Source organism: Streptomyces sp. NPDC050433 (assembly GCF_044458565.1).
Lineage (GTDB): Bacteria > Actinomycetota > Actinomycetes > Streptomycetales > Streptomycetaceae > Streptomyces.
Genome location: NZ_JBITIB010000012.1, coordinates 180069 through 203972, shown reverse-complemented (window position 1 = coordinate 203972; position 23904 = coordinate 180069). Strand labels below are relative to the sequence as shown.

Sequence of the window (23904 nt, the reverse complement as noted above, 5' to 3'; positions counted from 1 at the left end):
CATGAGTGAGACCACCACCCCGCCCGCCACCATGCGCGGCGTGTACCTGCCGGGGAACAGCACCGCCGAGGTGCGGGAGATGCCGGTACCGGTGCCCGGCCCGGGACAGGTGCTGCTGCGCGTGGGCGCAGCCGGCATCTGCGGCAGCGACATCGGCTACATCTACCGCGAGCACAAGACCCACCGTGGGGTGGACGGTCCCGCGTACCGGGGCGTGGTCGCCGGCCACGAGCCCAGCGGCACCGTCGTGGCGACGGGCCCGGGCGTGCGGCGGCACCGGCCGAGTGACCGGGTGGTCGTTTACCACATCGCCGGGTGCGGACTCTGCGACAACTGCGCCCGCGGCTACCAGATCAGCTGCGCGGACCCCGGGCGCGCCGCCTACGGCTGGCAGCGCGACGGTGGCGCGGCGGACTACCTCCTCGCCGACGAGCACACCCTGGTGCCGCTGCCCGACGAACTGAGCTTCGTCGACGGCGCGCTCGTGGCCTGCGGCTTCGGTACGGCCTACGAGGGCATCCGGCGGACGGGGGTGAGCGGTGACGACGACCTGCTCGTCGTCGGCCTCGGACCGGTGGGGCTGGCCGCGGCCATGACCGGCCGGGGACGCGGGGCACGGCGGGTCATCGGTGTCGAGGTCTCGCCCGAACGCCGGAGTTGGGCGGACGGACTGGACATCTTTGACGCCACGGTGGCGCCCGAGGAATCGGCCGACGCCGTCGCCGCGCTCACCGGCGGGCGCGGGGCGTCCACCGCGATCGACTGCTCGGGCAGCCGCGCCGGCCGTTCCACCGCCATCGCGCACATCGCCGAATGGGGGCGGATCTCCCTGGTCGGCGAGGGCGGGACGCTGGAGACGGAGGTCTCCGACGCCCTGCTGCACAAGCAGGTCACGCTGTACGCCTCGTGGGTCACCTCGGTGCCGGTCATGGCGGAACTGGCGCGCAACCTGGTGCGCTGGGGCGTCCGGCCGGAGCGGATCGTCAGCGACCGCTTCGGGCTGTCGCGGGCGGACGAGGCGTTCGCGCTCGCCGCGGGCGCGGCACGCGGCAAAGTGGTGCTCGAACCCGGCCTGGACGACTGACCGGTGGCCTCCGCGGACGGGTCGGTGCGGGTGCGGCGCGCACCGACCGCACATGGAGAACTGATCACGCTGTACGCCGGCGCCCTGACAGTGACCGCCGCGCCCGGACTGGGCGGCCGGCTGCTCTCGGTGACCCTGGACGGCGCGGAGTTCCTGTACCGCAACCCCCGTCTCCTGGACCACGCGTTCGCGCCGTTGCCCGGCGTGCGACCCGGACCGCACGACGGTCCGATGGCCGACTGGCTCAACTGGGGCGGCGACAAGACCTGGCCCGCGCCGCAGGGCTGGGACGGCCCCGGCCAGTGGGCGGGTCCGCCCGACCCGGTCCTGGACTCCGGTCCGTACACCGCCCGGGTCGAGCAGCGGGACGGCGCGGCGGCTCTCGTCATGACCAGCGGCGACGATCCGCGCACCGGCCTGCGGCTGGAGCGCCGGATCATGCTGCGCCCGGGCAGCACGGCCTTCAGCCTGGGCCTGACGATGACCAACATCGGCGCCACGAAGCGCCGTTGGGCCTTGTGGAACGTCACCCAACTCGCCGGGGCGCCGGCCGATCCGGTGGGCGTCGAGGGCGTTTACCTCGGCTGTGCCGGGTCCGGGCGGCCAGCCACCGTGCCGCTGGTCGCCGGTACCGGCCGGCCGCGGGTGCGCGAGACGGCGCCGGGTGTCCTGCACGTGCCGCACCAGGACGTTGTCGGGAAAGTCGGTTTCCCCGACTCGGCGGGGTGGTTGGCTCACGTCGGCCCCGGGCGCACCCTGGTGCAGCGCTTCGCCGTGCACGAGGGCGCCTACCCCGACGAGGGGTCGCGTGCCGAGGTGTGGCTGGAGTGTCCGCTGGCGGAGGGGCTGCCCCATCTGGGCGGCCTGCTGCCGCGCGACCGAGTCGTCGAGTGTGAGGCGCTGGGGCCGCTGACGACGCTGGCGCCCGGCGCGTCGGCCTCCCTGGACGTGGAGTTCGGTGTCGGCCCGGCCGTCGGCCCGGTGGAGGCGGCGACCCCGGCCGGTTACTGGGCGGGGCTGCCCCGCGCGAGCGAGGACGGCCGGATCACGGGAGTCTTCGTGCCGTACGCGGCGGGCCGGCTGGAGGCCCGCGGTCCGTCGGGCACGCCGCCGCTCACGCTGGGCCGGCTGGAGCCGGGCCGCGCCTGTCACGTCCGCCTGCCCGACGATCAGGACCCGCGTGAGACCTGGGAGTTGACGGCGCCGCTGCCCGGCGGCGGCACGGTGCCCGTGGTCCGTCTCACGGCCGGGGAGAACGGGAGCAGAACCACTTTTAATTCATAAATAATATAGGGTGGCGCTGTGCGCACCGCGCGGAGCGCACAGCGGAGGAGGAACGGAACATGGCCGAGTACGTGGGCAGGGGCCTGCACGGGCAGATCGTGGAGACGGTCGGCACCCGCATCGTGCAGGGGCGTCTGCGGGTCGGGGAGACCCTGGACATCGCCTCCCTCATCGACGAACTCGGCATAAGCCAGACGGTGTTGCGCGAGGCCGTCAAGGTGCTCACGGCCAAGGGCCTGGTCGACGCGCGGCAGAAGCGCGGCACGTTCGTCCGCCCACGGGAGAACTGGAACCTGCTGGACGCCGACGTCATCCGCTGGCAGCTCGTCGCGGACCCGCCGGAGCTCGTCCTGCGGGACCTCGCCGAGGTCCGCCTCGTGATCGAACCCGCCGCCGCCCGCCTCGCCGCCGAACGACGCACCGAGGAGGACCTCATCGCGATGGAGGAGGCCCTGGTGCGCATGGGCGAGAGCTCCGGCGACGCCGGTGCGGCGGCCGAAGCCGACCTCGCCTGGCACCGCGCCCTGCTCCGCGCCACCCACAACGAACTGCTCCAGCGCATGGACGTCTTCATCGGCCCGGGCCTGGCCGAACGTGACCGGCTCGTCCACGCCGCCGAGGCCGACGATCCGGTTCCCGCGCACGAGCCCGTCCTGCGGGCCGTCCGCGACGCGGACCCGTCCGCCGCCGAGAAGGCCATGCGCGCGTTGCTCGCCCGCGCCGACGCCGACCTCGCCCGCACCGCGGGCCTCTCCCGTGCCCGCACCACACCGGGGGCGGACAACGACCGCACCGGTCCCGGCGGTGGGCACGACACCGAACCGGAGGACCGGAAAACACCGTGAAGATCACCCGCATCGAAACCTTCCGGGTGCCGCCCCGGTGGCTCTTCTGCCGCATCGAGACGGACGAAGGGCTCGTCGGCTGGGGCGAGCCGGTGGTCGAGGGCCGCGCCGACACCGTCCGCACGGCCGTCGGCGAACTGGCCGAGTACCTCGTCGGGCTGGACCCGAGGCGCATCGAGGACCACTGGCAGGTCATGACCCGCGGCACCTTCTACCGCGGCGGACCGGTACTCTCCAGCGCCGTCGCCGGTATCGACCAGGCCCTGTGGGACATCCGGGGCCAGGCCCTCGGCGTCCCCGTGTACGACCTGCTCGGCGGCGCCGTCCGCGACCGGGCACGCGTCTACAGCTGGGTCGGCGGCGACGACCCGGCCGAGATCGCCGACGCCGTCAGCGCCCAGGTGGAGGCCGGATTCACCGCCGTCAAGATGAACGCCACCGGCCTCAGCGGCCGCCTGGCCGGCGCGGCGGACGTGGCCGCCGCGCACGCCCGCGTGGCCACCGCACGCGAGGTGCTCGGACCCGAGCGGGACGTCGCCGTCGACCTGCACGGCCGGCTCGGACCCGCCGGGGCGCGGCGCCTGCTCGTCGCGCTGGAGGAGTTGCACCCGCTGTTCGCGGAGGAGCCCGTCACGCCCGAGCACACCCGGCTGCTGGAGCCGCTCGTCCGCTCCACCACCGTGCCCGTCGCCACCGGCGAACGCCTCTACTCCCGCTGGGACTTCCTGCCCGCGCTGACCGCCGGTATCGCCGTCGCCCAGCCCGATCCCTCGCACGCCGGCGGCATCTCCGAACTGCGCCGGATCGCCGCCCTCGCCGAGACCTTCGACGCCCAGCTGGCGCCGCACTGCCCTCTGGGACCGATCGCGCTCGCCGCCTCCCTGCAGGTGGCCTTCGCCACACCCAACTTCCTGATCCAGGAACAGAGCATCGGCATCCACTACAACGACGGCGCCGAACTCCTCGACTACGTCGTCGACCCCGAGGTCTTCCGCTTCACCGACGGCCACGTCGCGCGCCCGACGGGGCCGGGGCTGGGCATCACCGTCGACGAGGACGCGGTGCGACGGGCCGACGCCGCGGCGAACGCCCCCTGGCGCAGCCCGCTGTGGCGCCACCCCGACGGCTCGTTCGCCGAGTGGTGACACGCCCCGGCCCCCGGCCCCCGGCTTCGCCGGGCGAACCCACCCGTCCCGCACCCACCCGAGGACAGACCGCATGAGATTCACCGACCGTCTCCGCCGTGAACGCGTGATCGCCATCGTCCGCGGCACCGACCCGCAGGCCGCCGAGAGGACCGTGCACACCCTCCGGGAGGAGGGCGTCGCCCTGATCGAGGTGTCCCTGACGACCCCGGACGCGGCCGGGATCATCGCCCGCTGCGCGCGGGAGAGCGGCGACTCGCTCATCGGCGCCGGAACCGTCCTCACCGGCGACGACGCCCGCGCCGTCCAGCAGGCCGGAGCCGCCTTCGTCGTCACGCCGGCACTCGCCGAGGGGAGCGTCACCGCACACGCGCTCGGCCTGCCCGTCGTCGCCGGTGCGCTGACCCCCACCGAGATCGTCCGGGCAGTCTCCGAGGGCGCCGCCGCCGTCAAGCTCTTCCCCGCCTCCGTCGGCGGCCCGTCCTACCTGCGCGCACTGCGCGACCCGCTGCCCGGCGTCCCGTTCGTGCCGACCGGGGGTGTGGATACCGAGGCCGCCCGCGCCTACCTGGAGGCCGGGGCGCTGGCTGTCGGTGTCGGCTCGCCCATCGTGGGGGACGCCCCGCGCGGCGGCGACGTGGACGAGCTGCGGGCACGGTGCCGCGCCTTCCTCGCCGCCCTCGCGGCCCATCGGGACCAGCCGTGACCACCGGGGCGGCCCTCGACGTCGTCACCCTCGGGGAGACCATGGCCGTGCTGAGGGCCGGCGGGCCGCTCCGGCTCGGCGGTGACCTGCGGCTCTCGGTCGCCGGCGCGGAATCCAACGTCGCCGTCGGACTGGCCAGGCTCGGACACCGGGCCCGCTGGGTAGGGCGCGTCGGCGACGACGAGCTGGGCACCCTGATCCTGCGCAGCCTGCGCGCCGAGTGCGTGGACACCGCCGGCGTTCGCACCGACCCCGACGCGCCGACCGGACTGCTGCTGTCCGAACCGCGGATCGCCGACCTGACCCGCATCCAGTACTACCGGGCGGGCTCGGCCGGCTCCCGCCTGTGCCCCGAGGACGTGCCGGCCGAGATGCTCGACGGCGCCCGCGTCCTGCACGTCACCGGCATCACCTGCGCCCTGGGCCCCGGGCCGCTGGCCGCGGTGCGCGCCGCCGTCCGAGCGGCCCGGGCCTCCGGTGTCCTGGTCAGCCTGGACGTGAACCACCGCGCCCGGCTCTGGGGCGCGTCCGAGGCTGCCGACGTACTGCGCCCGCTGGCCCGGGACGCCGACATCGTCATCGCCTCCGACGACGAACTCGCCCTGGCCGCCGACCCGTCGGCGCGCACCACCGCCGATCGGGTCCGGTCCCTGCTGGCCGGCGGTCACACCCGGGAGGTGGCCGTGAAGCTCGGTGGCGAGGGCGCTGAGCTGCACACCCCGCACGGCCGGGAACACGCGCCTGCCCGGCGCGTCACCGTCCGCGACACCGTCGGCGCCGGGGACGCCTTCACCGCCGGCCTGCTCTCCGGACTGCTGGACGGACTCGGTCCGCGCGAACGCCTGGAACGCGCCAACACCGTGGGTGCCTTCGCCGTCGGCTCCGCGGGCGACTGGGAGGGACTGCCCGAGCGCCGGGAACTGGCCCTGCTGGAGCGGGAGGACGGCGCCACGGTGCGCTGACCTCTCGCCTCCCGACCCGTCCACGCGGCCCGGGGACCCTCGCCCACCGGACCTGTTCCGTGGGCCGCACCCCCGGCGCGACCGCATCCCCGCCCGCATCCCCGCCGCCGTACCGCGCCCGTCCCGGCGGGTGCGTCGGAACCGGAAGGAGAAACCCGTGACCCGTGACCCGCACCGGGCGACCGCCACACCGGCGTTCCGCCCCTGGACCACCTCCCGGCGCGAACTCGGCGAGGGCCTGCGCCACACCGGAGGCCGCCTGGTGACCGTCGACATCCTCGACGGCACCCTCACCGCCCTCGACCCGGCGGCCCCCGGCGGCCCCCGGCGACGGAACCGTACTCCTGCGTCTGGACGTCCCGTTGGGCGCCGTCGCACCGCTGGCCGGCCGGCCCGGCCACTGGCTGGCGGCGGCGGGCACCGGTGCCGCTGTGCTCGCCCCCGACGGGGGCCTCACCTGGTTGGCCCGGCCCGGGGACACCGACCCCGTGCCCAGCCGGGTCAACGACGGCTGCTGCGACCCGGCCGGACGCTTCTGGTTCGGCACCATGCCCTGCGGTCCGGAGCGCGGCCTGGGCCGGCTCCACCGGGTCGGGCACGACGGATCGGTCACCGCCGTGCTGGACGGGCTCAGCATCCCCAACGGTCCGGTGTTCACGGCGGACGGGACGGTGATGTACCTCGCCGACAGCGCCGAGGGCCGTATCGACCGCTTCCGGGTGGACCCCGGTGGAGAGCTCCACGACCGGACCGTGCACGTCACGTTCGCGCCGGGCGCGGGCAGCCCGGACGGCATGACGGTGGACGACGACGGCCGTCTCTGGGTGGCGGTCTGGGGTGCCGGCGCGGTCCACCGGTACACACCGGACGGCGCACTCGATGCCGTCCTGCCACTCCCCGCCGCCCAGCCGGCGAGCCCCGCGCTCGTGGACGGCACCCTGTTCGTGGCCACCGCGACGATCGGCCTCGATCTTCCGCCCGGCAGCCCCGCCGACGGGGCGCGGCCCGACGGCGGGTTCGGACACGACGGGCGGGTGCTGGCCGCCGACGTGGGTGCGTCGGCCCCGCCCGCCCATGCCGCCGTACTGCACCCGGGAACCCCCGGGGTTCCACCCACCGCCGCCGCGCGTCAGTCCGCCGGCCGTACCCACGGGGAGGCACCGTGAACCCGCTCCAGGACCGAACCGCCGTCGTCACCGGCGGCGCTCAAGGTATCGGCGAGGCCGTCGTCGATGTCCTGCTGGCGGCAGGTGCCGCCGTCGCCGTGCTGGACCGCGACGAAACGGCACTCGACCGCGCCACCGCCCGGCATGCCGCGCACACCGACCGGATGCTGCCGCTGGCCGTCGACATCACCGATGAGGCGGGCGTCGTCGCCGCCGCCGCGGCCGTGGCCGAGCGTTTCGGCCCGCCGACGCTGCTGGTCAACAACGCCGGGATCAACGCCTACTTCGACCCCGCCACGATGACCACCGAGGAATGGGACCGCGTCTTCGCGGTCGACCTCAAGGGCGCCTGGCTCGTCGCCAAGCAGTTGATTCCCGCCATGCGCGAGCGTGGCACGGGTGCCATTGTCAACGTCGCGTCCTTGCACGCCCGGCTCACCTCCGCCGGGTACTTCCCCTACGCGGCGGCCAAGTCCGGGCTGGTGGGGCTGACCCGCAGCCTGGCCCTCGAACTGGCGCCGCACGGCGTGCGGGTGAACGCGGTCAGCCCGGGCTGGACCCGGACGGCCCTGGTCCGCGACTACTTCGCCGCCCAGCCCGACCCGGCCGCCGCCGAGGGCCAAGTGGTGGACGTGCACCCGATGCGGCGGTTGTGCGAGCCACAGGACGTGGCCGAGGTCGTCGCCTTCCTGCTCGGTCCGGGTGCCCGCGGGATCACCGGCGCCGAGATCCCCGTCGACGGCGGCCTCGGCGCCCGCTTCGCGGGCTGACCCGGCCCGACCACGCGAGACGGGCCCGCTGCCCGCTGGTCACCGTGCCCAGGCCGACCCTGCCGACGGGTACCCCAAGGATTTCCGGTCTGGCTCTCGGTGACGAGGGGGTCGCGGCTCACCCACAGCCACAGTTCTGTCGGTCACGGCGATCGCCAGGGAAGTCGCACTCGACCACGAGCCGAATCGCGCGCACGTTCGAATAACGAGATGCGCGGCACACGGATGTGCTGTCAACTAGGTACTTGAGCCGGTGATCCCGTTCCTCCTCGGGCGGGGTTCGTCAGACAAGGACCGGTGATATGGACGAGCGGCATTCCCGCATCCAGGAGTACCCCTGGCTGTCGCCGGCGCTTCTCGCCGCGGCCACCGGGCTCGAACTGCTGACTCCCGCGATCATCAACGGGGCCGCGCTCGTCGCGGTCGCCGGCATGATGGCCGCCATCACCGCCACATTCCGCTACACCCTGTTGGTCGTGACCGTCGGAGTCGCGATCATTGTCGTCGCCGCTCTGTTCAGTAAGTTCGACAACTTCGCCAGGGGCGTACAGATCGGCGAGGTGGTGATCGCCGGCGCTCTCGCCCTGGCCGTCCGGCGCATGCTCGACAGGCAGAGCGTGAGCTTCTCCCTGGTCAGATCCACCGTCGAGAAGCTTCAGCGGGCCGTGCTGCCGCCGCTGCCCAGAATTGTCGGTCCCGTGGTCGTCGCCTGCCGGTACCAGGCGGCGTCCGCGGAGGCCCGGATCGGGGGCGACCTCTATGCCGTACAGGAGACGCCCTTCGGCCTCCGGCTGCTCATCGCCGACGTACGCGGCAGGGGTCTCGGCGCGGTCTCCGCCGTCTCCATCATCGTCGGCGCGTTCCGTGAGCGCGCCGAGTCCGAGCCCGACCTGGCGACCCTCGCCGAACGGCTCGACCGGGCCGTCGCCCGTTCGGTCGAGCAGAACGCCGATCCTTACGACGCCGAGGCCGCCGAGGCCTTCGCCACCGCGCTCCTGGTCGAGATCGACCGGGGCGGAACCACTCTTCGGCTACTGAGCTGTGGCCACCCCCCGCCCTATCTCGTACGGGACGGCGAACTGCGGCTGCTGGACACCGGTGATGCGGCGCCGCCGCTGGGTATGCGGAACCTCGCGCCCGGTGCCGGCGGCCCCCAGTCGTACGACTTCCCTGCCGGCACCACCTTGCTGTGTGTCACGGACGGGGTGACGGAGACCCGGAACGCGGCCGGGATCTTCTACGACCCCTGCCGTGAGCTGCGGCCGGCTCCGGACGGGGATCCGGAGCGGCTGATCGACGTCCTGTTCACGTCGGTCAGCCGGTGGGCGCAGGGTGAGCACGACGACGACATGGCGGTGGTCGCCGTCGCACGTGTCGGCGACCACGGGCAGGTGTGATGGTTGTGTTGGACGGCCCCGGAGTCACCGGCCCGTACCGGCCGGTGACTCGCGGACCGGGCGGGCCAGGGTGATCAGGTCTGGCACTGCTTGGTGGATGCCGGGGCCCAGCCGCTCCAAGAACCGCCGCTGACCTGAGCACGCACCCGGATTTCGACCTTGATGGTGTCGCATGCGCGGTCCTTGGTTCCCACCTCGAGAGGGCCGACGGTCTGACCGGCCCCGACAGTGGTACGGCTGTTGCCCATTTTCGTCCAGTCGAAGCCAGAGGTACGCCAGTACGCCTCGTACGAGACGTTTACCGCCCTGGTCCCCGTGTTCCGCAACTTGACGTACGCCGTCACCTCTTTGAAGGGGGCGTGCCCGTGGAGTTGCCTCTGGGCGCTGATACATCCGTTGACGGCCACACGGCCGGTCGACGTGCCGCCGCCGCAGGCGATCGCCGCGGCGTGAGCGTTGGTCGGGATGGTCAGCACAGTGAGCACGGCCGCACCCAGGGCCGTCCCCGCACGCCTCAGACGCATGTCTCAGTCCTCTCGTTGAGCCTCTTCCTCACCGAGGGACTATGGGCCAATTCATGGGCACAGCATCCGGTTCTCTTTCGTTTTCACCCAGATGGGCACACTGCGACAGCTGGCCTGACGCGGCTGGAGTACGTGCGGAGGCCGCGGGAGTCGGGGGCCACGGCGCGGTGCCGTGGCCGGGGTCGCCCGATCGGCGTGGGTGTCAGGCCGGTAGCACGGAGAGCGCGACCACACGTGCGTCGTCGCGTGCCCGGTCCCGGATCCGCAGGGCGACATAGCGGGCCGTGCCCTTCGCGGTGAGGGTCGCGACGCGGCCTGCGGTGCGGAAGGTCCCGGCCGGTTCGTACGACAGACCGTCCGTGCTGAACCCGGCTTCCGCCAACGGCGCGCGGCCCGCCGTCCAGTTGACCCGGAGCTCGCGGATCGCCGTCGGCTCCCCGAGATCGACCACCATCCGCCCTTCGGCCCCAGGACTCCAGGAGGTGTGCCGGTCGCCGTCGACAGCCGCCGCGGGGTCGGACATGCCGGCCGGGAGCGGGGCCGTCGGGAAGGTGGTTCGGCCGAGCGCCAGGTCGTTGAGGGGATAAGCGGGGGTACCGGTCACTGTCACCCGCTCGGTACGACCGCGGCGGACGCTGACCTGCGTCGCGCTCCCTCCCGTCGACGTGACCAGGAGACGGCAGGGGGGCCCGGTAAGCAGGAGCGTGGCCGCGTCGACGACCTCGGCGCGCAGTCCGGCCGGAACGCGACCGCCCGCACTCGGGCGCAGGACGAAGCGAGCGGGTGTCACCTGCGCCCGGGCGGCCGGGAGTTCGGCACGGTAGTCGCTTCCGCCCGCCGTCACCGTCTGCGTACCCGCGTACAGCCGCACCGAGCGGGTGTCCTGCGGCACGGAGACCGTGGTGGTCACCGCGGCGGCCGACAGGTTGAACAGGCTCAGGTGCCCGCCCGCGGTGCTCGCGCGTACGTCGGGATGGTCCGAACGGGGCGCCTCGCGCCCCGCCGCCGCCTTCACCTCCGACGGATCACCGTCGGCGTAGCCCTCCACGACGAACGCCTCTGCCGGCCCGTCGGAAAGGATGAGTGTGTCACCGTAGACGGCAAGGGGGTTCTTCGCACCGCGTACGACCAGGCCCGCGCGCCCGTCCACCGAGATCCAGCCGCGGGTGCTGGTGAGGTCGGCCTCCGGGTGGCGCGCGAGGTCTGTCCAGGTCTTTCCGTCGGCCGAGCCCTGGAGTGCGTACGCACGGCCCGCGGCGGTCTCCCAGCGCAGGGTGACGCGGTCGAACTCCCGCTCCTGTCCGAAGTCGAGGCCGATCCAGCTGTCCGCCCGTGCGCGGTCGGCGACGGAGACGGCCCAGCGCGTCGTGAGGTCGCCGTCGACCGCCAGGGCCGCGCCCTTGCCCGCGTCTGACGACGATGCGGTGGCGGTCGTGCCCCGCGCCAGATCCTGGCCCCCGGTGCCGTCACGGACCTCGATCGCGTACAGGGAGTAGCCGTACCTGGGGTCCGGGATGATCCCCTGCACCCGCAGATGCCTGAACGATGCCCGGGTGAGGGTGAGTTCGTCCGTGCGCCCGCCGGCGGCAGGCGCCGGGGCCGCGGTGCCGCTGTCCTGGGCGGCGACGGTGGCGGCTCCCTCGGCGGCGGTGTACGTACGGCCGCCGTCGAGACCGGCGACACCCGGCATGGTGAAGTTGTGCACATCGAGGCGGCCCTCGCCCGCGGAGGTGCCGCTGGTCGCGTAGACGACGTCACCGGAGGGCAGGGTGGTGAAACCCGCGAAGCCCGTGGGCAGCGTCAGGAGCGTGGCACTGCCGTCGAAGCCGTCTCGGAGTTCGCTGTACGTGGTGACGGAACGGGAGGCGGGTTTCGCCGTGGTCGTGGGAAGGAACATGGGCGTCGCGCCGCTCAGGGCGAACAGCCAGTCGTCGTGGGCGGGTTGCCAGGCGAACTTGACGAAGCCGGGCTTGGTGACGGCCCCGGCCCAGGCCGCCGGCGACTGATGCGCGACGAGGCCCGGTCCGCTGCCGAAGTCCTTTACGCCGCCGGCCCGTTCGAACAACTCCTGCTCCGTGAGCGGGCGTACGGGCCTGCCCTGACCGGCCCGCCACTCGTGCAGCAGATAACTGATGGCGATCTCGGCGCGGGCCTCCGGCTCGTACTTCGGTTCCCCGGAGAACTTCGTCAGCCGGTCCACCGGCGTGTACGCCTGATAGGCCTCCAGACGCTCCGCCAACGCGGCCTCGGCGCGGGCGGCGGCGCGGTCCCCGAGCACCTGGGCGAGAAACGCGAGAGGGATGACGTCACGCCCGTAGAGGTGCTCACGGTCATTGACCATCGGCATCAGCGGCTCACCCGCGTCACTCATCACCAGGAGAAGGGTCTCCCACAGGAGACCGGCGTTCGGCTGGGACGTCAGCACCTCGGGCATCGGCCGCCCGGCGGTCACGAAGTGCGCAGCGTTGCGTCCCGACGTCCGCCACAGCTCGGACTGGTAGTGCGGGCCGAACGAGCCGTGGTTCTCCACGATGAACGTGTCGTACAGGTTCTGCGCGGTGTTGTCGCTGATGGCGACGCCGTCGACCAGCGCCGGATTAGCCAGGTCCGCGGCCGGCAGTCCGGCCTCGTTACGGCTCCACCGGCCGAAGGCGTCCTTCCACTGCGGGTGGTTCGCGCTCCCGGGCGCCCAGGCGAGACCGGGGGCCAGCGACTGCGCGTAGACGCCCATCTCCTCCAGCTTCGTGTCGCCCACGAATCCGCCGGTGAGGCCGCGCGGCGTCCAGCTTCCCGACGCGGGGTCGTCGCCCGTGCCGAGGCCGGTGGTGTATTCGGCCTGCGCCCGCACGATCGTGTCGACGTTGTCGCGCGTCGCGCCGTCCAGCCGGTCCCACAGCAGGCGTGCCGCGAGGACGAAGTAGAGCTGGAACGTGGTGTCGAAGAACAGGGTGCGGCCCCATTCGGTGCCGCCGGTGAGGCGGTTCGAGGCGGCGAAGTGCCTGATGGTGTCGACGGTGCGCGAGAGCAGGGTCTTCTCATCGATTCCGGCCCGCTCGGCGTCGTACGTACCGCGGGTGAGCAGCAGCGCGTTGCCGAGGACGACCGCGAAGCCGAAGTCCTTCGCGGTGTAGTACCCCTTGGCCGCGTCCCACCGGGTCTCGGACCAGCGGGTATGGGTGAGCAGTACCCGGTGGTAGATGTCGGCGATGCCGTCAGGAGCGACCGGACGGGCGGCGGCCACGGCCGACGGCACACCGAGGGACGAGACGGTCGCCAACGCCGCGGTCAGGCCGGTCAGTTGGGCGAAACGACGCCTGCTCAGCTCAGCCGGGTGATGGTTCACGCGGACACGCCTCCTGGAACGGAATCGAAGACAACGTTGTCAAGTTGCGCTCATTCTTACGTATCCGAATCCGAAACCGTCAAGACCCCGGACACACACACCATTCACCGTGGACCCGGCGCGCGATCACCTGGCCGACCCACGGGGTGTATCGGCCAGATGTGCGGACGACGACGCGCCGTTCATCCTGCCCTCTCCCACACCGACGTCATGACGGTCGCGGGCCACGACTCCATAAACATGAAGGATCTCGTGCCGACGGTGATGCTCTTCGTGCCGTCCTCGGAGGGGGTCTCCCACCATGAGCTGGAGTGCACCACCAACGCGGACATGGTCGCCGGTCTCGCGCTGCTGACCGAGGTCGTACGGGCCCTCGCCACCGGCGAGCTCGCCGACTGACCCACCGCGGAACCACGACGGAAGCATGGCGGGCTCAACTGTTCCCGGTGGAGCCCGCCATGGTTTCGCCGTGGTTCAGGGGGCGGTGTGGGAGACCATCACGTGCTTGACGCGCGTGTAGTCGTCGAATCCGTAGCGGCTCAGATCACGCCCATTCCCCGACTGCTTGTAGCCGCCGTGCGGCAGCTCCGCCAGGATCACCTGATGGCAGTTGAGCCAGACGATGCCGAAGTCCAGCTCCGCGCTGACCCGCGTCGCCCGGCCCAGGTCCGCCGTCCACACGCTGGAGGCAAGCCCGAAGTCGATGCCGCTGGCGAGTTCCAGCGCCTCGTCCTCGGTGTCGAAGGGCTGGACGGTGAGAACCGGGCCGAAGGTCTCCCGCTGGACCACCGCGTCGTCCTGCCGTACACCGGAGACGACCGTCGCGGGGAAGAAGTAGCCGGGACGGTCCAGGCGCGTTCCGCCGGTCTCCACCACGGCGTGCGGCGGCAGGGCGGCGATGACCGAGGAGACCTGTTCGGCGTGGACCGCGCTGTTGAGCGGGCCGTAGAAGACGTCCTGCGACGGGTCGCCGGTGCGGGTGGCGCGCGCCGCCTCGACGAGCGAGGTGAGCAGCGCGTCATGGGCCTCGCGCTGCACGAGCACCCGGGTGACCGCAGTGCAGTCCTGTCCCGCGTTGAAGAAGGCGGCGTCGGCCAGGGCCCGCGCGGTGCGCGCCGGATCGACGTCCGCGAAGACGACGGCGGGGGCCTTGCCGCCGAGTTCGAGGTGGACGTTCTTCAGGTCGGCCGCGGCGGCGGACATGATCTGCGAGCCGGCCCGGGTACTGCCGGTGATCGCGACCATGTCGACCTCCGGGTGGGAGACCAGGGCCCGGCCGGTGTCCCGGTCACCGCAGACGATGTTGAGCACGCCGGGCGGCAGCACGCGGGCGGCCAGCTCTCCCAGCAGCACGGTGGACCACGGTGTGGTGTCGGACGGCTTCAGTACGACGGTGTTCCCCGCGGCGAGGGCGGGGCCGAGCTTCCACACCGCCATCATCAGCGGGTAGTTCCACGGCGTCACCTGGCCGATGACACCGACCGGTTCGCGCCTCACGTACGACGTGTGCCCCTCCGTGTACTCGCCGGCGGCCAGGCCCTCCAGCACCCGGGCGGCACCGGCGAAGAAGCGCAGTTGGTCCACGCACCGGTCGATCTCAAGGACACGGGTCGTCCCGGACGGTTTGCCGGTGCTGCGCACCTCCGCGGCCAACAGAGTGTCCGCGTTCTCGGCGACGAGGTCGGCCAGACGCAGGAGCGCGGCCTGACGCTGCGCGGGCGTGGTGCGCCGCCATCCGGTGAACGCGCGGCGGGCGGCGGACACCGCGGCGTCGACATCGGTGGCCGACGACCGGGGCGCGGTCCCGTAGATGTCGCCGGTGGAGGGGTCGGTGAGGTCCATGCGCGCCTCGACGTCGGCCGGTTCGCCGTTGACGATGTTGTGGAGGGTCAGTTCGGGCATTCGGGTGCTCCTTGTGGATCGACGGCCGTGCCGTGGAGAGACGGCGGCCTGGGCACTGACTCCGGTTACATCGCCGATGCGGGGGTCAGGATTGTGCACATGCGCGGTCACCTCCAGGCGCTGCCTGCTCCGACCCCCAGGGTCGTCCAGTTCGCCGGAGACTGCCTCGACGACATCGACCTGCTCACCCGGGAGTGGATCGATGTGGTCCGGCCGGTGCGTTCCGCTTACGCCGACCGGGTTCCCGACCAGGAGTTCCGCGCGGCCCGGCGCAGCGGGGCGGAGCCGTGGTCGTGGTCCTCCCGCGCTTCCTTTTCCTCCTGCCGGGCGGCGTCGGCGGCCTGTGCCGCGGCGGCGACCGCGTCCGTGCTTTTCGGGACCGCCCGGTACCAGGGGCGGTTCTGATCGGTCCGGTACGCGCGCCGAGCTTCCGCCTCGGCTTCCTCGCTCTGCCCGAGCCGTGACAGCGCGTACCGCTCGCACTCCCCAGCTTCCTGCGGGGAGTCAGCTGTCTTGTGGGTCCCCGAGGGAACAGGAGAGGAAGCCGCCGGGAAGACGGCGGCGCAAGGTGTGGGCCATGTCTGCACGCCGCTCGAAGAGTTCGAAGAACAGGCTGCTGTTGGTGATGCCTTATCACCAACTCGCCAGGAAGGCTGCCGAGGCGGGCTTTCGCGTCTGGTCTCTGTGGGACCCCCTGATACCTGAGGCCGACTTCCTGTCGCAGGTCGCGGATGCTTCTGAGGAACTGCTGCACACCAGTTTCGCGGACGAGGCGAGGCTGCGACAGCTGGTGACCCAGGTCTCACGTCAGCACAACCTCGGGACCGTGCTGCACTGTGGCAGCGGGCCATCCGTGCTGCCGGTCGTCGAGGAGGCGTGGCATCTTGGGCTGTCTCCGAATCCGCCCGAGGCGCTCAGGCGGCTCCGGGAAGCCGATGAGCCATCAGTGGAGGCACCTCGGCTGACTGTGCAGACGCTTACCGTGGACGGCTGCCACCATGTCGTGGGCATGGCTACTCAGCGCACCAGTGGTCCACCGGACTTCGCGGTGACGGGGTATCTATTTCCCGCGCCGCTATCGAACCTGGAGCGGGAGACGGTCGAACAGCTGGTCTGCGGGTTGCTGCGGGCGAGCGGCTACCGCTTCGGGCCGGCTCACACCGAAGTGGCGCTCACCGCTGACGGGCCGCGGGTGGTGTGCTGCCAGCCTCGGCTCAGCCCCGATCGCATCCCACTGCTGATCCAGGTCGCGAGCGGATTCGACTGTGAGGCGGCGCTCTTCGACGCACTCCTTGGTGAAGCTCCGCGGTTGCGGCCCGCGCACCAGTACGCCGAGATCGGTTTCTTCCCGCTGTCTGAAGGCCGGCTGCGGACCTACGCGGGGACGGAGGACATCGCCGTCACCCCCTGGGTACGCGGTGCGCGCTTCCCGTACACCGTCCACGACTGGATCCCGCCCGCCACGGATCCCCGCTCGCGGCGCGCTTACGTGGTGGTGGAAGGCGACTCGCCGGAAATCACGAGGGAGCGGGTCCGCCAGGCGCGGGCCGACCTCGTCACCGACATCCGTACGGAGGGATGAGCGACCATGAACAGCGGAAGTAACTCCCTGAATGTCCTCGGCATGGACGCAGCGTGCGAAGCCGTCTACCGGCGGCTGCTGGCGCTTCCCGGGGAGGGCCAGCAAGAGCTGGCCGACAGCCTGGGGCTGTCCGACCGGGCGCTGGGTGTGGCCCTGGGGCGCCTGCGGGCACTGGGATTTGTACGCCCGGCTGCCGAGCCCCCGCATCAACTGCATGCCGTCAGCCCACACCTGGGCATGGAAATCCTTCTCTCCCGGCAGGCTGCTGAGCTGGGCGCGCATCAGCAGCGGCTGCGAGAGGGGAGGGCTGCGGCAGCACGGCTGCTTGGTGAGTTTCCGCCACCAGGGGGCAGTGTGCCGCAGGGTGGCGGCGTGGAATTCCTCGACGGGCTCGACAGCATCCGGGATTTCCTGGAGATCCTCAACTCCGAGGTCGGTGAGGAGATGCTGGCCTTCGCACCCGGAGGCGCGCAGACCGGCGCGAACATGCGCGCTTCCCGTCCGCTGAACCGACGGCTCCTCGAGCGCGGGGTCCGGATGCGCACCGTCTACCTCGAAAGTCTGCGACGCGACCGTGCCAGCGTGGCCCACGCCGAGTGGCTCACCCTGCACGGCGGAGAAGTACGGACCACGCCGACCCTCCCCAACCGCGTGATCATCTGCGACCGGAGGGTGGCCCTCGTCGCGGTGGACAGTGAACACACCGGGGCGGGTGCCGTCGTCCTGCGGACCCGCGGGCTGGTCGAGACGCTGTGCGCGCTCTTCGACGAAACCTGGCGGCGGGCCGATCCTCTCGGGGCGCCACAGCGCAGGGACACCACGGGGTTCACGCCGCAGCAGGCGGAGGCGTTGCGGCTGCTCTCCCAGGGCCACACCGACCAGGCTGTCGCCAAGCGGCTCGGCGTCTCGCCGCGTACCGCCCGGCGCACCGCGGCAGAGGTCATGGCCCGCCTGGATGCGCGCAGCCGCTTCCAGGCCGGGGTCCTTGCCGCGCAGCGAGGACATCTGCCCCGGCCCTACGCCTGAGCACGGCGTCCACGAGCGACGATCTGGGCCCCCGCGCCGGTCACGACGCGGACCTGGAGGGCACCGCAGGAGCAGCGCAGCCAGACCGTGGTGCCGACTGAGGTGCGGTGCCGGGAAAGGACCCGGAAGTCCTCATGGCCATCGGCTCCGCAGTAGGTGCACAGCGGCTTCTTCGGCGGCTGGGAAATCTGTGGAGTCGGGACGGCCGTGGAGCCGGTGAGGATCTGCGTCATGGCGGAACTCTCCTGTCGCTTCGGGGACGGTGCGTTTGGTACGTACTAGGCGGTGCGCGGGATGCGTACGACGATGGCCATCAGGGCCGCGACGAGGCAGACCGCGCTCAGCGTGGTCCACACCACGTCGTATGTGCCGAACAAGTCGCGGGCGGTGGCACCGAGGAAGGCGGAGGCTCCCGCGCCCAGTTGGTGGGCGGAGTTCGTCCAGCCGAAGACGATGGGGCCGTCCTCGCCGTAGACGCGGCTGGTGAGCGCGATGACCGGTGGGACGGTCGCGACATCGACGAGGCCGTAGACAACCACGAAGACGATCATTGAGAGCGTGACCGTGGAGGAGAACACCATCGGCAGCGCGAGCAGCGTGAGCGCACGGATCGCGAAGTAGGCGGTCAGCAGGCGGCGAGGGTCGAATCGGTCGGTGAGCCAGCCGGAGAAGACGGCGCCCAGGGCGGAGAAGACGCCGATCAGGGACAGCATCGAGGCTGCGGCCGTGACCCGCATGCCATGGTCGTGGGCGGCGGGAGCCCAGTTGCTCCACATGATGCCGTTGGTGGAGGCGCCGCAGATGATGAACATGCCGGCCAGTAGCCAGAACGGGCCGGTGCGCGCGGCGCTGAAGAGCACCTTCACCGTGCGCTGGGCCGCTCCGGACGCGGGTGCGGGCTTGGGTACGAACTCCGTTGCTCCGTAAGGCTTCACGCCCGCGTCGGCCGGGTGATCGCGCAGCACCAGGAACACCAGGGCGGCCACCGCCAGCGCCACGAACGCCAGCGTCACCACCGGCGGTTGCCAGCCGAAGCGGTCGACGGCCCACGCGAGCAGCGGCAGGAAGAGCAACTGGCCCAGGTGGCTGGAGGAGCTGAGCGCGCCGGTGACCAGTCCACGGCGCTTGTCGAACCACCTGCCAGTAACGCTGGCGGCGAAGGTCATGGTCAGGCAGCCGCTGCCGAGACCTATCAGTACGCCCCAGTACGCGACCAGTTGCCAGGGCTGTGCCATGACGCTGGTAAGCAGGGCGCCCGCGGTGATGAGCAGCAGCGCACCCACGACTACGCGGCGGATTCCGACCCGATCCATCAGAGCCGCCGCGAAGGGAGCGGCGAGACCGAAGAGCACCATGTTCACCGAAGCAGCCAGGGCGATCTGGCCGCGGTCCCAGGCGTAGTTCTCATGCAGCGGCGTTACCAGCAGGCCGGGGACGGTGGTGAAGGCACCGGCTATGACGATGGCCGCGCCCGAGGCGACGGCGATGGCCCAGGCGCGGTGAAAGCGTGGCCCCGGGGCGCGCGGTGAGGTGGTCGGTGAGGTCTGTGTCAGCTGAGCCATGCCTCAAGCCTGGTGGGAGAGTCTCACCAAAACGAGGGTCTAGATGGCCGAGGTGCGCAAGGATATGGCCATGCCTGTTTTCTCTCACTCCGGACGGCATCACGTTGCCGTCCTTGCCCGCCAGGTCTTGCTCCCCATTGAACTGGGCATCGTGCACCAGCTGTTCGGACAGGCCAAAGAGGGGGCCTCGGCGGACGGAGAGCAGCTGTACGAGGTCGCCACCTGCACGTTGCAGGCCGGCGACGTGCGTACGGACGGCGACTTCACCGTCAGTGTCCCGCACGGCCCCGAGGCGCTGGCCGAGGCAGACACCGTGATCGTTCTGTCGTCGTACGAGGACTACGTCCAGGACACCCCGGAGCTTCCGGCCCCACTCGCCGAGGCTTTCGCCCGCATCCGCCCCGGCACCCGGATGGCTTCGATCTGCACCGGCGCTTTCGTGCTCGCCTCCGCCGGGCTGCTTGACGGGCACACCGCGACGACGCACTGGCGCTACACCGACCTGTTCTCCAGGCTGTTCCCGCAGGTCGAACTGGACCCGGATGTGCTCTACACCGACGCTGGGGGCGTGCTGACCTCGGCGGGCTGTGCCTCCGGAATCGACCTGTGCCTGCACATGGTCCGGCGTGACCATGGAACGGCCGTCGCCAATGACGTCGCCCGCCGCACTGTCGTACCGCCACACCGTGAGGGCGGCCAGGTCCAGTACATCCGCCGCCCCGTGCCCGCTCTCTCGGCGCCCGCCACATCGGCCGCCCGCGAGTGGGCGCTGCGGCGCCTGAAAGAGCCCATCACTCTGGGGCAGCTGGCAGCCAGAGAAGCGATGAGCGTGCGGAACTTCAACCGGCGTTTCCGCGACGAGGTCGGCATGACGCCGATGAACTGGCTGATCCAGCAGCGCGTCGAACGTGCCAGAGAGTTGCTGGAGGAATCGGATCTGCCCGTCGACCAAGTCGCCGCGCAGACCGGACTCGGTACGGCGGCCAACCTGCGTCAGCACTTCCACGCAGCGTTGGGGATCTCACCGAGCGCCTACCGCACCACATTCCGCGGCCCCGGAGGTCTGCGGCCGGCGTACACATGACGAGGCGCGGGGCGGCTCCACTGGAGCTGCCCCGCGCCGGACGGGTCATTCAGCTGAGGTCACATCCCGCGTGCGAACTCCCGGTTGCCCAGGTGCTGGGGGCGGGGAAGGGCTGCCGCGAAGGGCTCCTCCAGGGCGTTCTCCACGCTGTTGTAGACGATAAAGATGTTCGAGCGCGAGAACGGGGTGATATTGCCGTTGGAACCGTGCATCAGGTTCGAGTCGAACATCACCGCCGACCCGGCGGGGCCGGCGATCTGCTTGATGCCGTGTTCGTGGGCCATCCGCGACAGGTGCTCCTGGCCGGGAGAGCCCACGGTGATGCGGTGCACCCGAAGGGACTCCTTGTGGAAGTCCAGGGGAGTCTCGCCGACCGAGGGGACGAACGTCTTGTGCGTACCCGGCATGACCATGAGAGGGCCGTTGAACTCGTAGTTCTCGCTCAGGGCGATGGACACGCTGAACGCGCGCGGCAGGGGCATGCCGTCCTCGGCGTGCCAGGTCTCGAAGTCCGAGTGCCAGTCGAACTGGGCGCCGCCGAAGCCGGGCTTGTAGTTGACCCGGCTCTGGTGGACGTATACGTCCGAACCGAGCACCTGCCGGGCGACGTCGGTCAGCCGGGGTGAGTTGAGCAGTGCGGCGAAGAGCTCACTGACCTTCTCGACCTCGAAGACCGAGCGGAGGCGGTCGGAATCCGGCTCCAGCACCACACGGTCGCTCGCCAGCAGCACAGGGTCCTCGCTCAGCCGCTGGAGTTCAGCGCGGTACGTCTCGACTTCCTGCGGGGTCAGCAGGTTGTCGAAGACGTGGTAGCCGTTGGACTCGTAGCGGTCCCGCTCCTGCTGGCTGAGCGGCCCTTCGTGGTCGCCCCAGACGGTCGGATCGAGGCGCGTCCGGGCTATCGCCTCGCCCGTGACGCGGGTCGGATACAGGTCGGTGCGGGTGGCGGCGGTCATACGGTCTTCTCCTTCTGCTTGGAGGGCACGTCTGCGAGGGGGCCTATGCGGTGCAGGACTTCGTCGTGATGGCCGTCGCCCAGCCAGTCGGCCGGGAACAGCACACGGTCGGTGACCTCGGCCGAACGCTTGCGGGCGTACTGCCTGAGGACCATGAGGATGGCCTTGTTCTCGGCGGAGACGGTGGCCTCGACGTACCGGGCACCGCGGTCCCACTGCCGGTCGGCTGCGGCCTCGAAGAGCTTCACGCCGAGGAACGGGATCCCGTGCCGCGGACTGACCGCGGTCTGCCAGACGAAGTACGTGTCCGGTTCATCGGGACGCCGATAGCCGGTGAGAAAGCCGACGATCTCGTCGTCCACGGTGGCCAGCAGCGAGCAGTCGGCGAAGTCCCGGAACCACAGCACGTAGTAATAAGGGCTGTTGGTGTCCAGGCCGGGGGTGTTCTTCACCATCTCCCACACCGCGAAGCCATCCGCGGGACGCGGAGTACGGAAGACGGCCTCCTTGCGGGGCGATGCCTGGGGCCCGGATTTGAGTGCGGTCGTCACGGTCAGTCCACCTCGCCCTCGGTCAAAAGCGGGTAGACGCCAGACTCGTCGTGGTCCTCTCGGCCGGTGACCGGCGGGTTGAATACGCATATGTAGCGAGAGTCGGTCTTGGGACGCAGGGTGTGCCGCTCATGCCCGTTGAGGAGGTACATCGTGCCCGGAGCGATCCAGTGCGTCTCCCCCGTCTCCTCGTCGGTGAGCTCCGACTCACCCTCGACGCAGAGCACGGCCTCGATGTGGTTGGCGTACCACATCGTTGTCTCAGTGCCGGCGTAGACGGTGGTCTCGTGCAGCGAGAAGCCGACCTTTTCCCGGGCGAGCACGATCCGCTTGCTCTCCCACGTTCCGGAACGCGAGCGGACGTGACGGTCGGTATCGGTGATGCCGGCGAACGACCGTACGATCATGGGTGGTTCTCCTCTCCTTGACTGTCTCAGCGGGTCTCGCGGACGGAACGGGCGAGGACAGCCAGTCCTTCGTCCAGCTCGTCCTCGGTGATGGTCAGGGCGGGCAGCAGCTTCACCACCTCGCTCAGCGCGCCAGAGGTCTCTACGAGAAGCCCCAGCTCAAAGGCGCGGCGACAGATCCTCGCGGCACGCAGCGGGTCATGGAACTCCAGGCCCCGGGCCAGTCCGCGGCCGCGGACGTCCGCCACCTCGTGGTGGTGTTCGGCGGCAATACCTCTGAGCGTGATCTCGACCTGTTCGCCACGGGCCAAGGTCTGCTTCTCCAGGTGGCCATCGGCCCAGTAGGCCTCCAGCGCCGCGGTAGCCGTGACGAAGGCCGGGTTGTTGCCGCGGAATGTGCCGTTGTGCTCGCCCGGCTCCCAGACGTCCAGCTCCGGTTTGAGGAGCAGTAGCGACATGGGCAAGCCGTAGCCGCTGATGGACTTTGAGAGGGTGACGATGTCCGGGACGATGCCGGCCTCCTCGAAGGAGAAGAAGGCGCCCGTCCGGCCGCAGCCCATCTGGATGTCGTCGACGATCAGCAGCATGTCGCGCCGTCGGCACAGGTCCGACAGGCTCCGCAGCCACTCGGTGCGGGCCACGTTGATGCCGCCCTCGCCCTGCACCGTTTCGACGATCACAGCGGCCGGCTGACTGAGGCCGGAGCCTTGGTCCTCCAGCAGTCGCTCGAACCAGTGGAAGTCCGGGGCCCGGCCGTCGAGGTAGCGGTCGAAGGGCATCGGGACGCCGTGTACCAGAGGTACACCCGCACCAGCGCGTTTGAAGGCGTTGCCCGTCACCGCCAGAGCGCCCAGTGACATTCCGTGGAACGCGCCAGTGAAGGACACGACCGTCTCACGACCCTTGACCTTGCGCGCCAGCTTCAACGCCGCTTCGACGGCGTTAGTACCCGTCGGGCCCGGGAACATGACTTTGTACGGCAGGTCGCGGGGCCGCAGCACGATGTCCTGGAACGATTCCAGGAAGGCGCGCTTGGCCGTTGTGGACATGTCCAGACCGTGTATGACGCCGTCCCGTTGCAGGTAATCCAGCAAGGCACGTTTGAGTACGGGATTGCTGTGGCCGTAGTTGAGGGCGCCCGCACCGGCGAAGAAGTCGAGGTAGGCGTGACCGTCCTCGTCGTACATGTGCGAGCCCTGCGCGCTTTGGAAGACGGTCGGCCAGCCACGGCAGTAGCTGCGTACCTCCGACTCGAGGGTTTCGAAGACGCTCAGGTCCGGCAGAGTGATCGTCATGCGGTGCCTCCTTCTGCTTCGGGAGCAGCGCGTACGGTCACGCCGCGGCGGGGGAAGGGGCCAGCGGGACGGAAAGTACGAAGTCGGTGAATGTGTCCACCGACTCGAAGTCGTCCACGTCCAGTTCTTCGGGATCGACTACGAGCCCGATGGAGTCCTCGAGCGCCATCAGCATCTCGAGCATGGTGGTGGAGTCCAGGTGCAGGTCGTCGAAGAGCCTGACCTCCCCCCGCAGACCGGTGACAGGGCGCTCCAGTACATCGGTCAACGCCGTCTCCAGGGCCTGGACGACATCCTTGCGTTCCATGAGTCT

Annotated in this window: 24 protein-coding genes; 14 read left to right on the top strand and 10 right to left on the bottom strand. The window is 71.0% G+C overall.

Annotation, left to right across the window (positions count from 1 at the left end; genetic code table 11):
- The first annotated feature begins 1 nt into the window (after position 1).
- The 9 genes from ACIBLA_RS17280 (at position 2) to ACIBLA_RS17240 (ending at position 9359) form a co-directional block, all read left to right on the top strand.
- The gene (locus tag ACIBLA_RS17280) at positions 2-1084 is read left to right on the top strand and encodes a zinc-binding dehydrogenase (protein ID WP_363246580.1); all 1083 of its coding nucleotides are present in this window, start codon (positions 2-4) and stop codon (positions 1082-1084) included.
- 3 nt (positions 1085-1087) lie between these two features.
- Entirely contained in the window at positions 1088-2368 is a 1281-nt protein-coding gene (locus ACIBLA_RS17275; RefSeq protein WP_363246581.1) for a DUF4380 domain-containing protein, read from the top strand.
- Between the two features lie 59 nt (positions 2369-2427).
- Positions 2428-3213, top strand: a complete 786-nt coding sequence (locus ACIBLA_RS17270; RefSeq protein ID WP_363246582.1) for an FCD domain-containing protein — start codon at positions 2428-2430, stop codon at positions 3211-3213.
- Positions 3210-4358, top strand: coding sequence for a galactonate dehydratase (gene dgoD / locus ACIBLA_RS17265; protein WP_363246583.1), 1149 nt, complete (start codon positions 3210-3212; stop codon positions 4356-4358). The genes ACIBLA_RS17270 and dgoD overlap by 4 nt, the downstream gene beginning before the upstream one ends.
- 73 nt (positions 4359-4431) lie before the next feature.
- On the top strand, positions 4432-5064 hold the full coding sequence (locus ACIBLA_RS17260; protein ID WP_363246584.1) for a bifunctional 4-hydroxy-2-oxoglutarate aldolase/2-dehydro-3-deoxy-phosphogluconate aldolase: 633 nt from the start codon (positions 4432-4434) through the stop codon (positions 5062-5064).
- Positions 5061-6026, top strand: a complete 966-nt coding sequence (locus tag ACIBLA_RS17255) for a sugar kinase (RefSeq protein ID WP_399199029.1) — start codon at positions 5061-5063, stop codon at positions 6024-6026. The genes ACIBLA_RS17260 and ACIBLA_RS17255 overlap by 4 nt, the downstream gene beginning before the upstream one ends.
- A gap of 362 nt (positions 6027-6388) precedes the next feature.
- Positions 6389-7192, top strand: coding sequence for an SMP-30/gluconolactonase/LRE family protein (locus tag ACIBLA_RS17250; protein WP_363239733.1), 804 nt, complete (start codon positions 6389-6391; stop codon positions 7190-7192).
- Positions 7189-7962: a glucose 1-dehydrogenase gene (locus ACIBLA_RS17245; protein ID WP_363239734.1), complete on the top strand. Its 774-nt coding sequence runs from the start codon at positions 7189-7191 to the stop codon at positions 7960-7962. Before ACIBLA_RS17250 ends, ACIBLA_RS17245 begins: the two co-directional genes overlap by 4 nt.
- A 302-nt stretch (positions 7963-8264) precedes the next feature.
- Entirely contained in the window at positions 8265-9359 is a 1095-nt protein-coding gene (locus tag ACIBLA_RS17240) for a PP2C family protein-serine/threonine phosphatase (RefSeq protein WP_363239735.1), read from the top strand.
- A 74-nt stretch (positions 9360-9433) separates the two neighbouring features.
- On the opposite strand, the gene ACIBLA_RS17235 is transcribed toward ACIBLA_RS17240, so the two are convergent.
- Both ACIBLA_RS17235 and ACIBLA_RS17230 read right to left on the bottom strand, forming a co-directional pair.
- Positions 9434-9883 carry a hypothetical protein gene (locus ACIBLA_RS17235; RefSeq protein WP_363239736.1) on the bottom strand — a complete coding sequence of 150 codons (450 nt, stop codon included), beginning with the start codon at positions 9881-9883 and terminating at the stop codon, positions 9434-9436.
- A gap of 202 nt (positions 9884-10085) precedes the next feature.
- Entirely contained in the window at positions 10086-13226 is a 3141-nt protein-coding gene (locus tag ACIBLA_RS17230) for a discoidin domain-containing protein (RefSeq protein WP_399199027.1), read from the bottom strand.
- A 210-nt stretch (positions 13227-13436) separates the two neighbouring features.
- Between ACIBLA_RS17230 and ACIBLA_RS17225 the strand changes: the two genes are divergently transcribed.
- Positions 13437-13625, top strand: a complete 189-nt coding sequence (locus tag ACIBLA_RS17225) for a hypothetical protein (protein ID WP_399199026.1) — start codon at positions 13437-13439, stop codon at positions 13623-13625.
- Between the two features lie 75 nt (positions 13626-13700).
- Here the strand turns inward: ACIBLA_RS17225 and ACIBLA_RS17220 are convergent, their stop codons facing one another.
- The gene (locus tag ACIBLA_RS17220) at positions 13701-15128 is read right to left on the bottom strand and encodes a gamma-aminobutyraldehyde dehydrogenase (RefSeq protein WP_399199025.1); all 1428 of its coding nucleotides are present in this window, start codon (positions 15126-15128) and stop codon (positions 13701-13703) included.
- 99 nt (positions 15129-15227) lie between these two features.
- Between ACIBLA_RS17220 and ACIBLA_RS17215 the strand changes: the two genes are divergently transcribed.
- The 3 genes from ACIBLA_RS17215 to ACIBLA_RS17205 all read left to right on the top strand — a co-directional run bounded on the left by ACIBLA_RS17215 (position 15228) and on the right by ACIBLA_RS17205 (position 17736).
- Positions 15228-15533: a hypothetical protein gene (locus ACIBLA_RS17215; RefSeq protein WP_363239740.1), complete on the top strand. Its 306-nt coding sequence runs from the start codon at positions 15228-15230 to the stop codon at positions 15531-15533.
- Positions 15534-15705: 172 nt separating this feature from the next.
- The gene (locus tag ACIBLA_RS17210; RefSeq protein ID WP_399199024.1) at positions 15706-16710 is read left to right on the top strand and encodes a phosphoribosylglycinamide synthetase; all 1005 of its coding nucleotides are present in this window, start codon (positions 15706-15708) and stop codon (positions 16708-16710) included.
- A gap of 6 nt (positions 16711-16716) precedes the next feature.
- Positions 16717-17736 (top strand): helix-turn-helix transcriptional regulator, encoded by a 1020-nt coding sequence (locus ACIBLA_RS17205; protein ID WP_363239742.1) that lies wholly within the window; start codon positions 16717-16719, stop codon positions 17734-17736.
- On the opposite strand, the gene ACIBLA_RS17200 is transcribed toward ACIBLA_RS17205, so the two are convergent.
- Positions 17727-17969 (bottom strand): hypothetical protein, encoded by a 243-nt coding sequence (locus tag ACIBLA_RS17200; protein ID WP_363239743.1) that lies wholly within the window; start codon positions 17967-17969, stop codon positions 17727-17729. The genes ACIBLA_RS17205 and ACIBLA_RS17200 overlap by 10 nt on opposite strands.
- A gap of 45 nt (positions 17970-18014) precedes the next feature.
- Positions 18015-19298 carry an MFS transporter gene (locus tag ACIBLA_RS17195; RefSeq protein WP_363239744.1) on the bottom strand — a complete coding sequence of 428 codons (1284 nt, stop codon included), beginning with the start codon at positions 19296-19298 and terminating at the stop codon, positions 18015-18017.
- A gap of 64 nt (positions 19299-19362) precedes the next feature.
- On the opposite strand from ACIBLA_RS17195, the gene ACIBLA_RS17190 reads away from it, so the two are divergent.
- The gene (locus ACIBLA_RS17190; protein WP_363239745.1) at positions 19363-20382 is read left to right on the top strand and encodes a helix-turn-helix domain-containing protein; all 1020 of its coding nucleotides are present in this window, start codon (positions 19363-19365) and stop codon (positions 20380-20382) included.
- Between the two features lie 59 nt (positions 20383-20441).
- Here ACIBLA_RS17190 and thpD read toward each other — a convergent pair whose 3' ends face one another.
- The 5 genes from thpD to ACIBLA_RS17165 are packed head-to-tail and all read right to left on the bottom strand — an operon-like array spanning position 20442 to position 23898.
- Positions 20442-21338 carry an ectoine hydroxylase gene (gene thpD, locus ACIBLA_RS17185; RefSeq protein WP_399199023.1) on the bottom strand — a complete coding sequence of 299 codons (897 nt, stop codon included), beginning with the start codon at positions 21336-21338 and terminating at the stop codon, positions 20442-20444.
- On the bottom strand, positions 21335-21889 hold the full coding sequence (gene ectA / locus ACIBLA_RS17180; protein WP_363239747.1) for a diaminobutyrate acetyltransferase: 555 nt from the start codon (positions 21887-21889) through the stop codon (positions 21335-21337). Before ectA ends, thpD begins: the two co-directional genes overlap by 4 nt.
- 2 nt (positions 21890-21891) lie before the next feature.
- Positions 21892-22296: an ectoine synthase gene (locus ACIBLA_RS17175; RefSeq protein ID WP_363239748.1), complete on the bottom strand. Its 405-nt coding sequence runs from the start codon at positions 22294-22296 to the stop codon at positions 21892-21894.
- A 26-nt stretch (positions 22297-22322) separates the two neighbouring features.
- On the bottom strand, positions 22323-23591 hold the full coding sequence (ectB, locus tag ACIBLA_RS17170) for a diaminobutyrate--2-oxoglutarate transaminase (RefSeq protein ID WP_363239749.1): 1269 nt from the start codon (positions 23589-23591) through the stop codon (positions 22323-22325).
- 37 nt (positions 23592-23628) lie between these two features.
- A complete protein-coding gene (locus tag ACIBLA_RS17165) occupies positions 23629-23898 on the bottom strand; it encodes a phosphopantetheine-binding protein (protein WP_214923742.1) in 270 nt (89 codons plus the stop codon).
- Positions 23899-23904 lie beyond the last annotated feature (6 nt).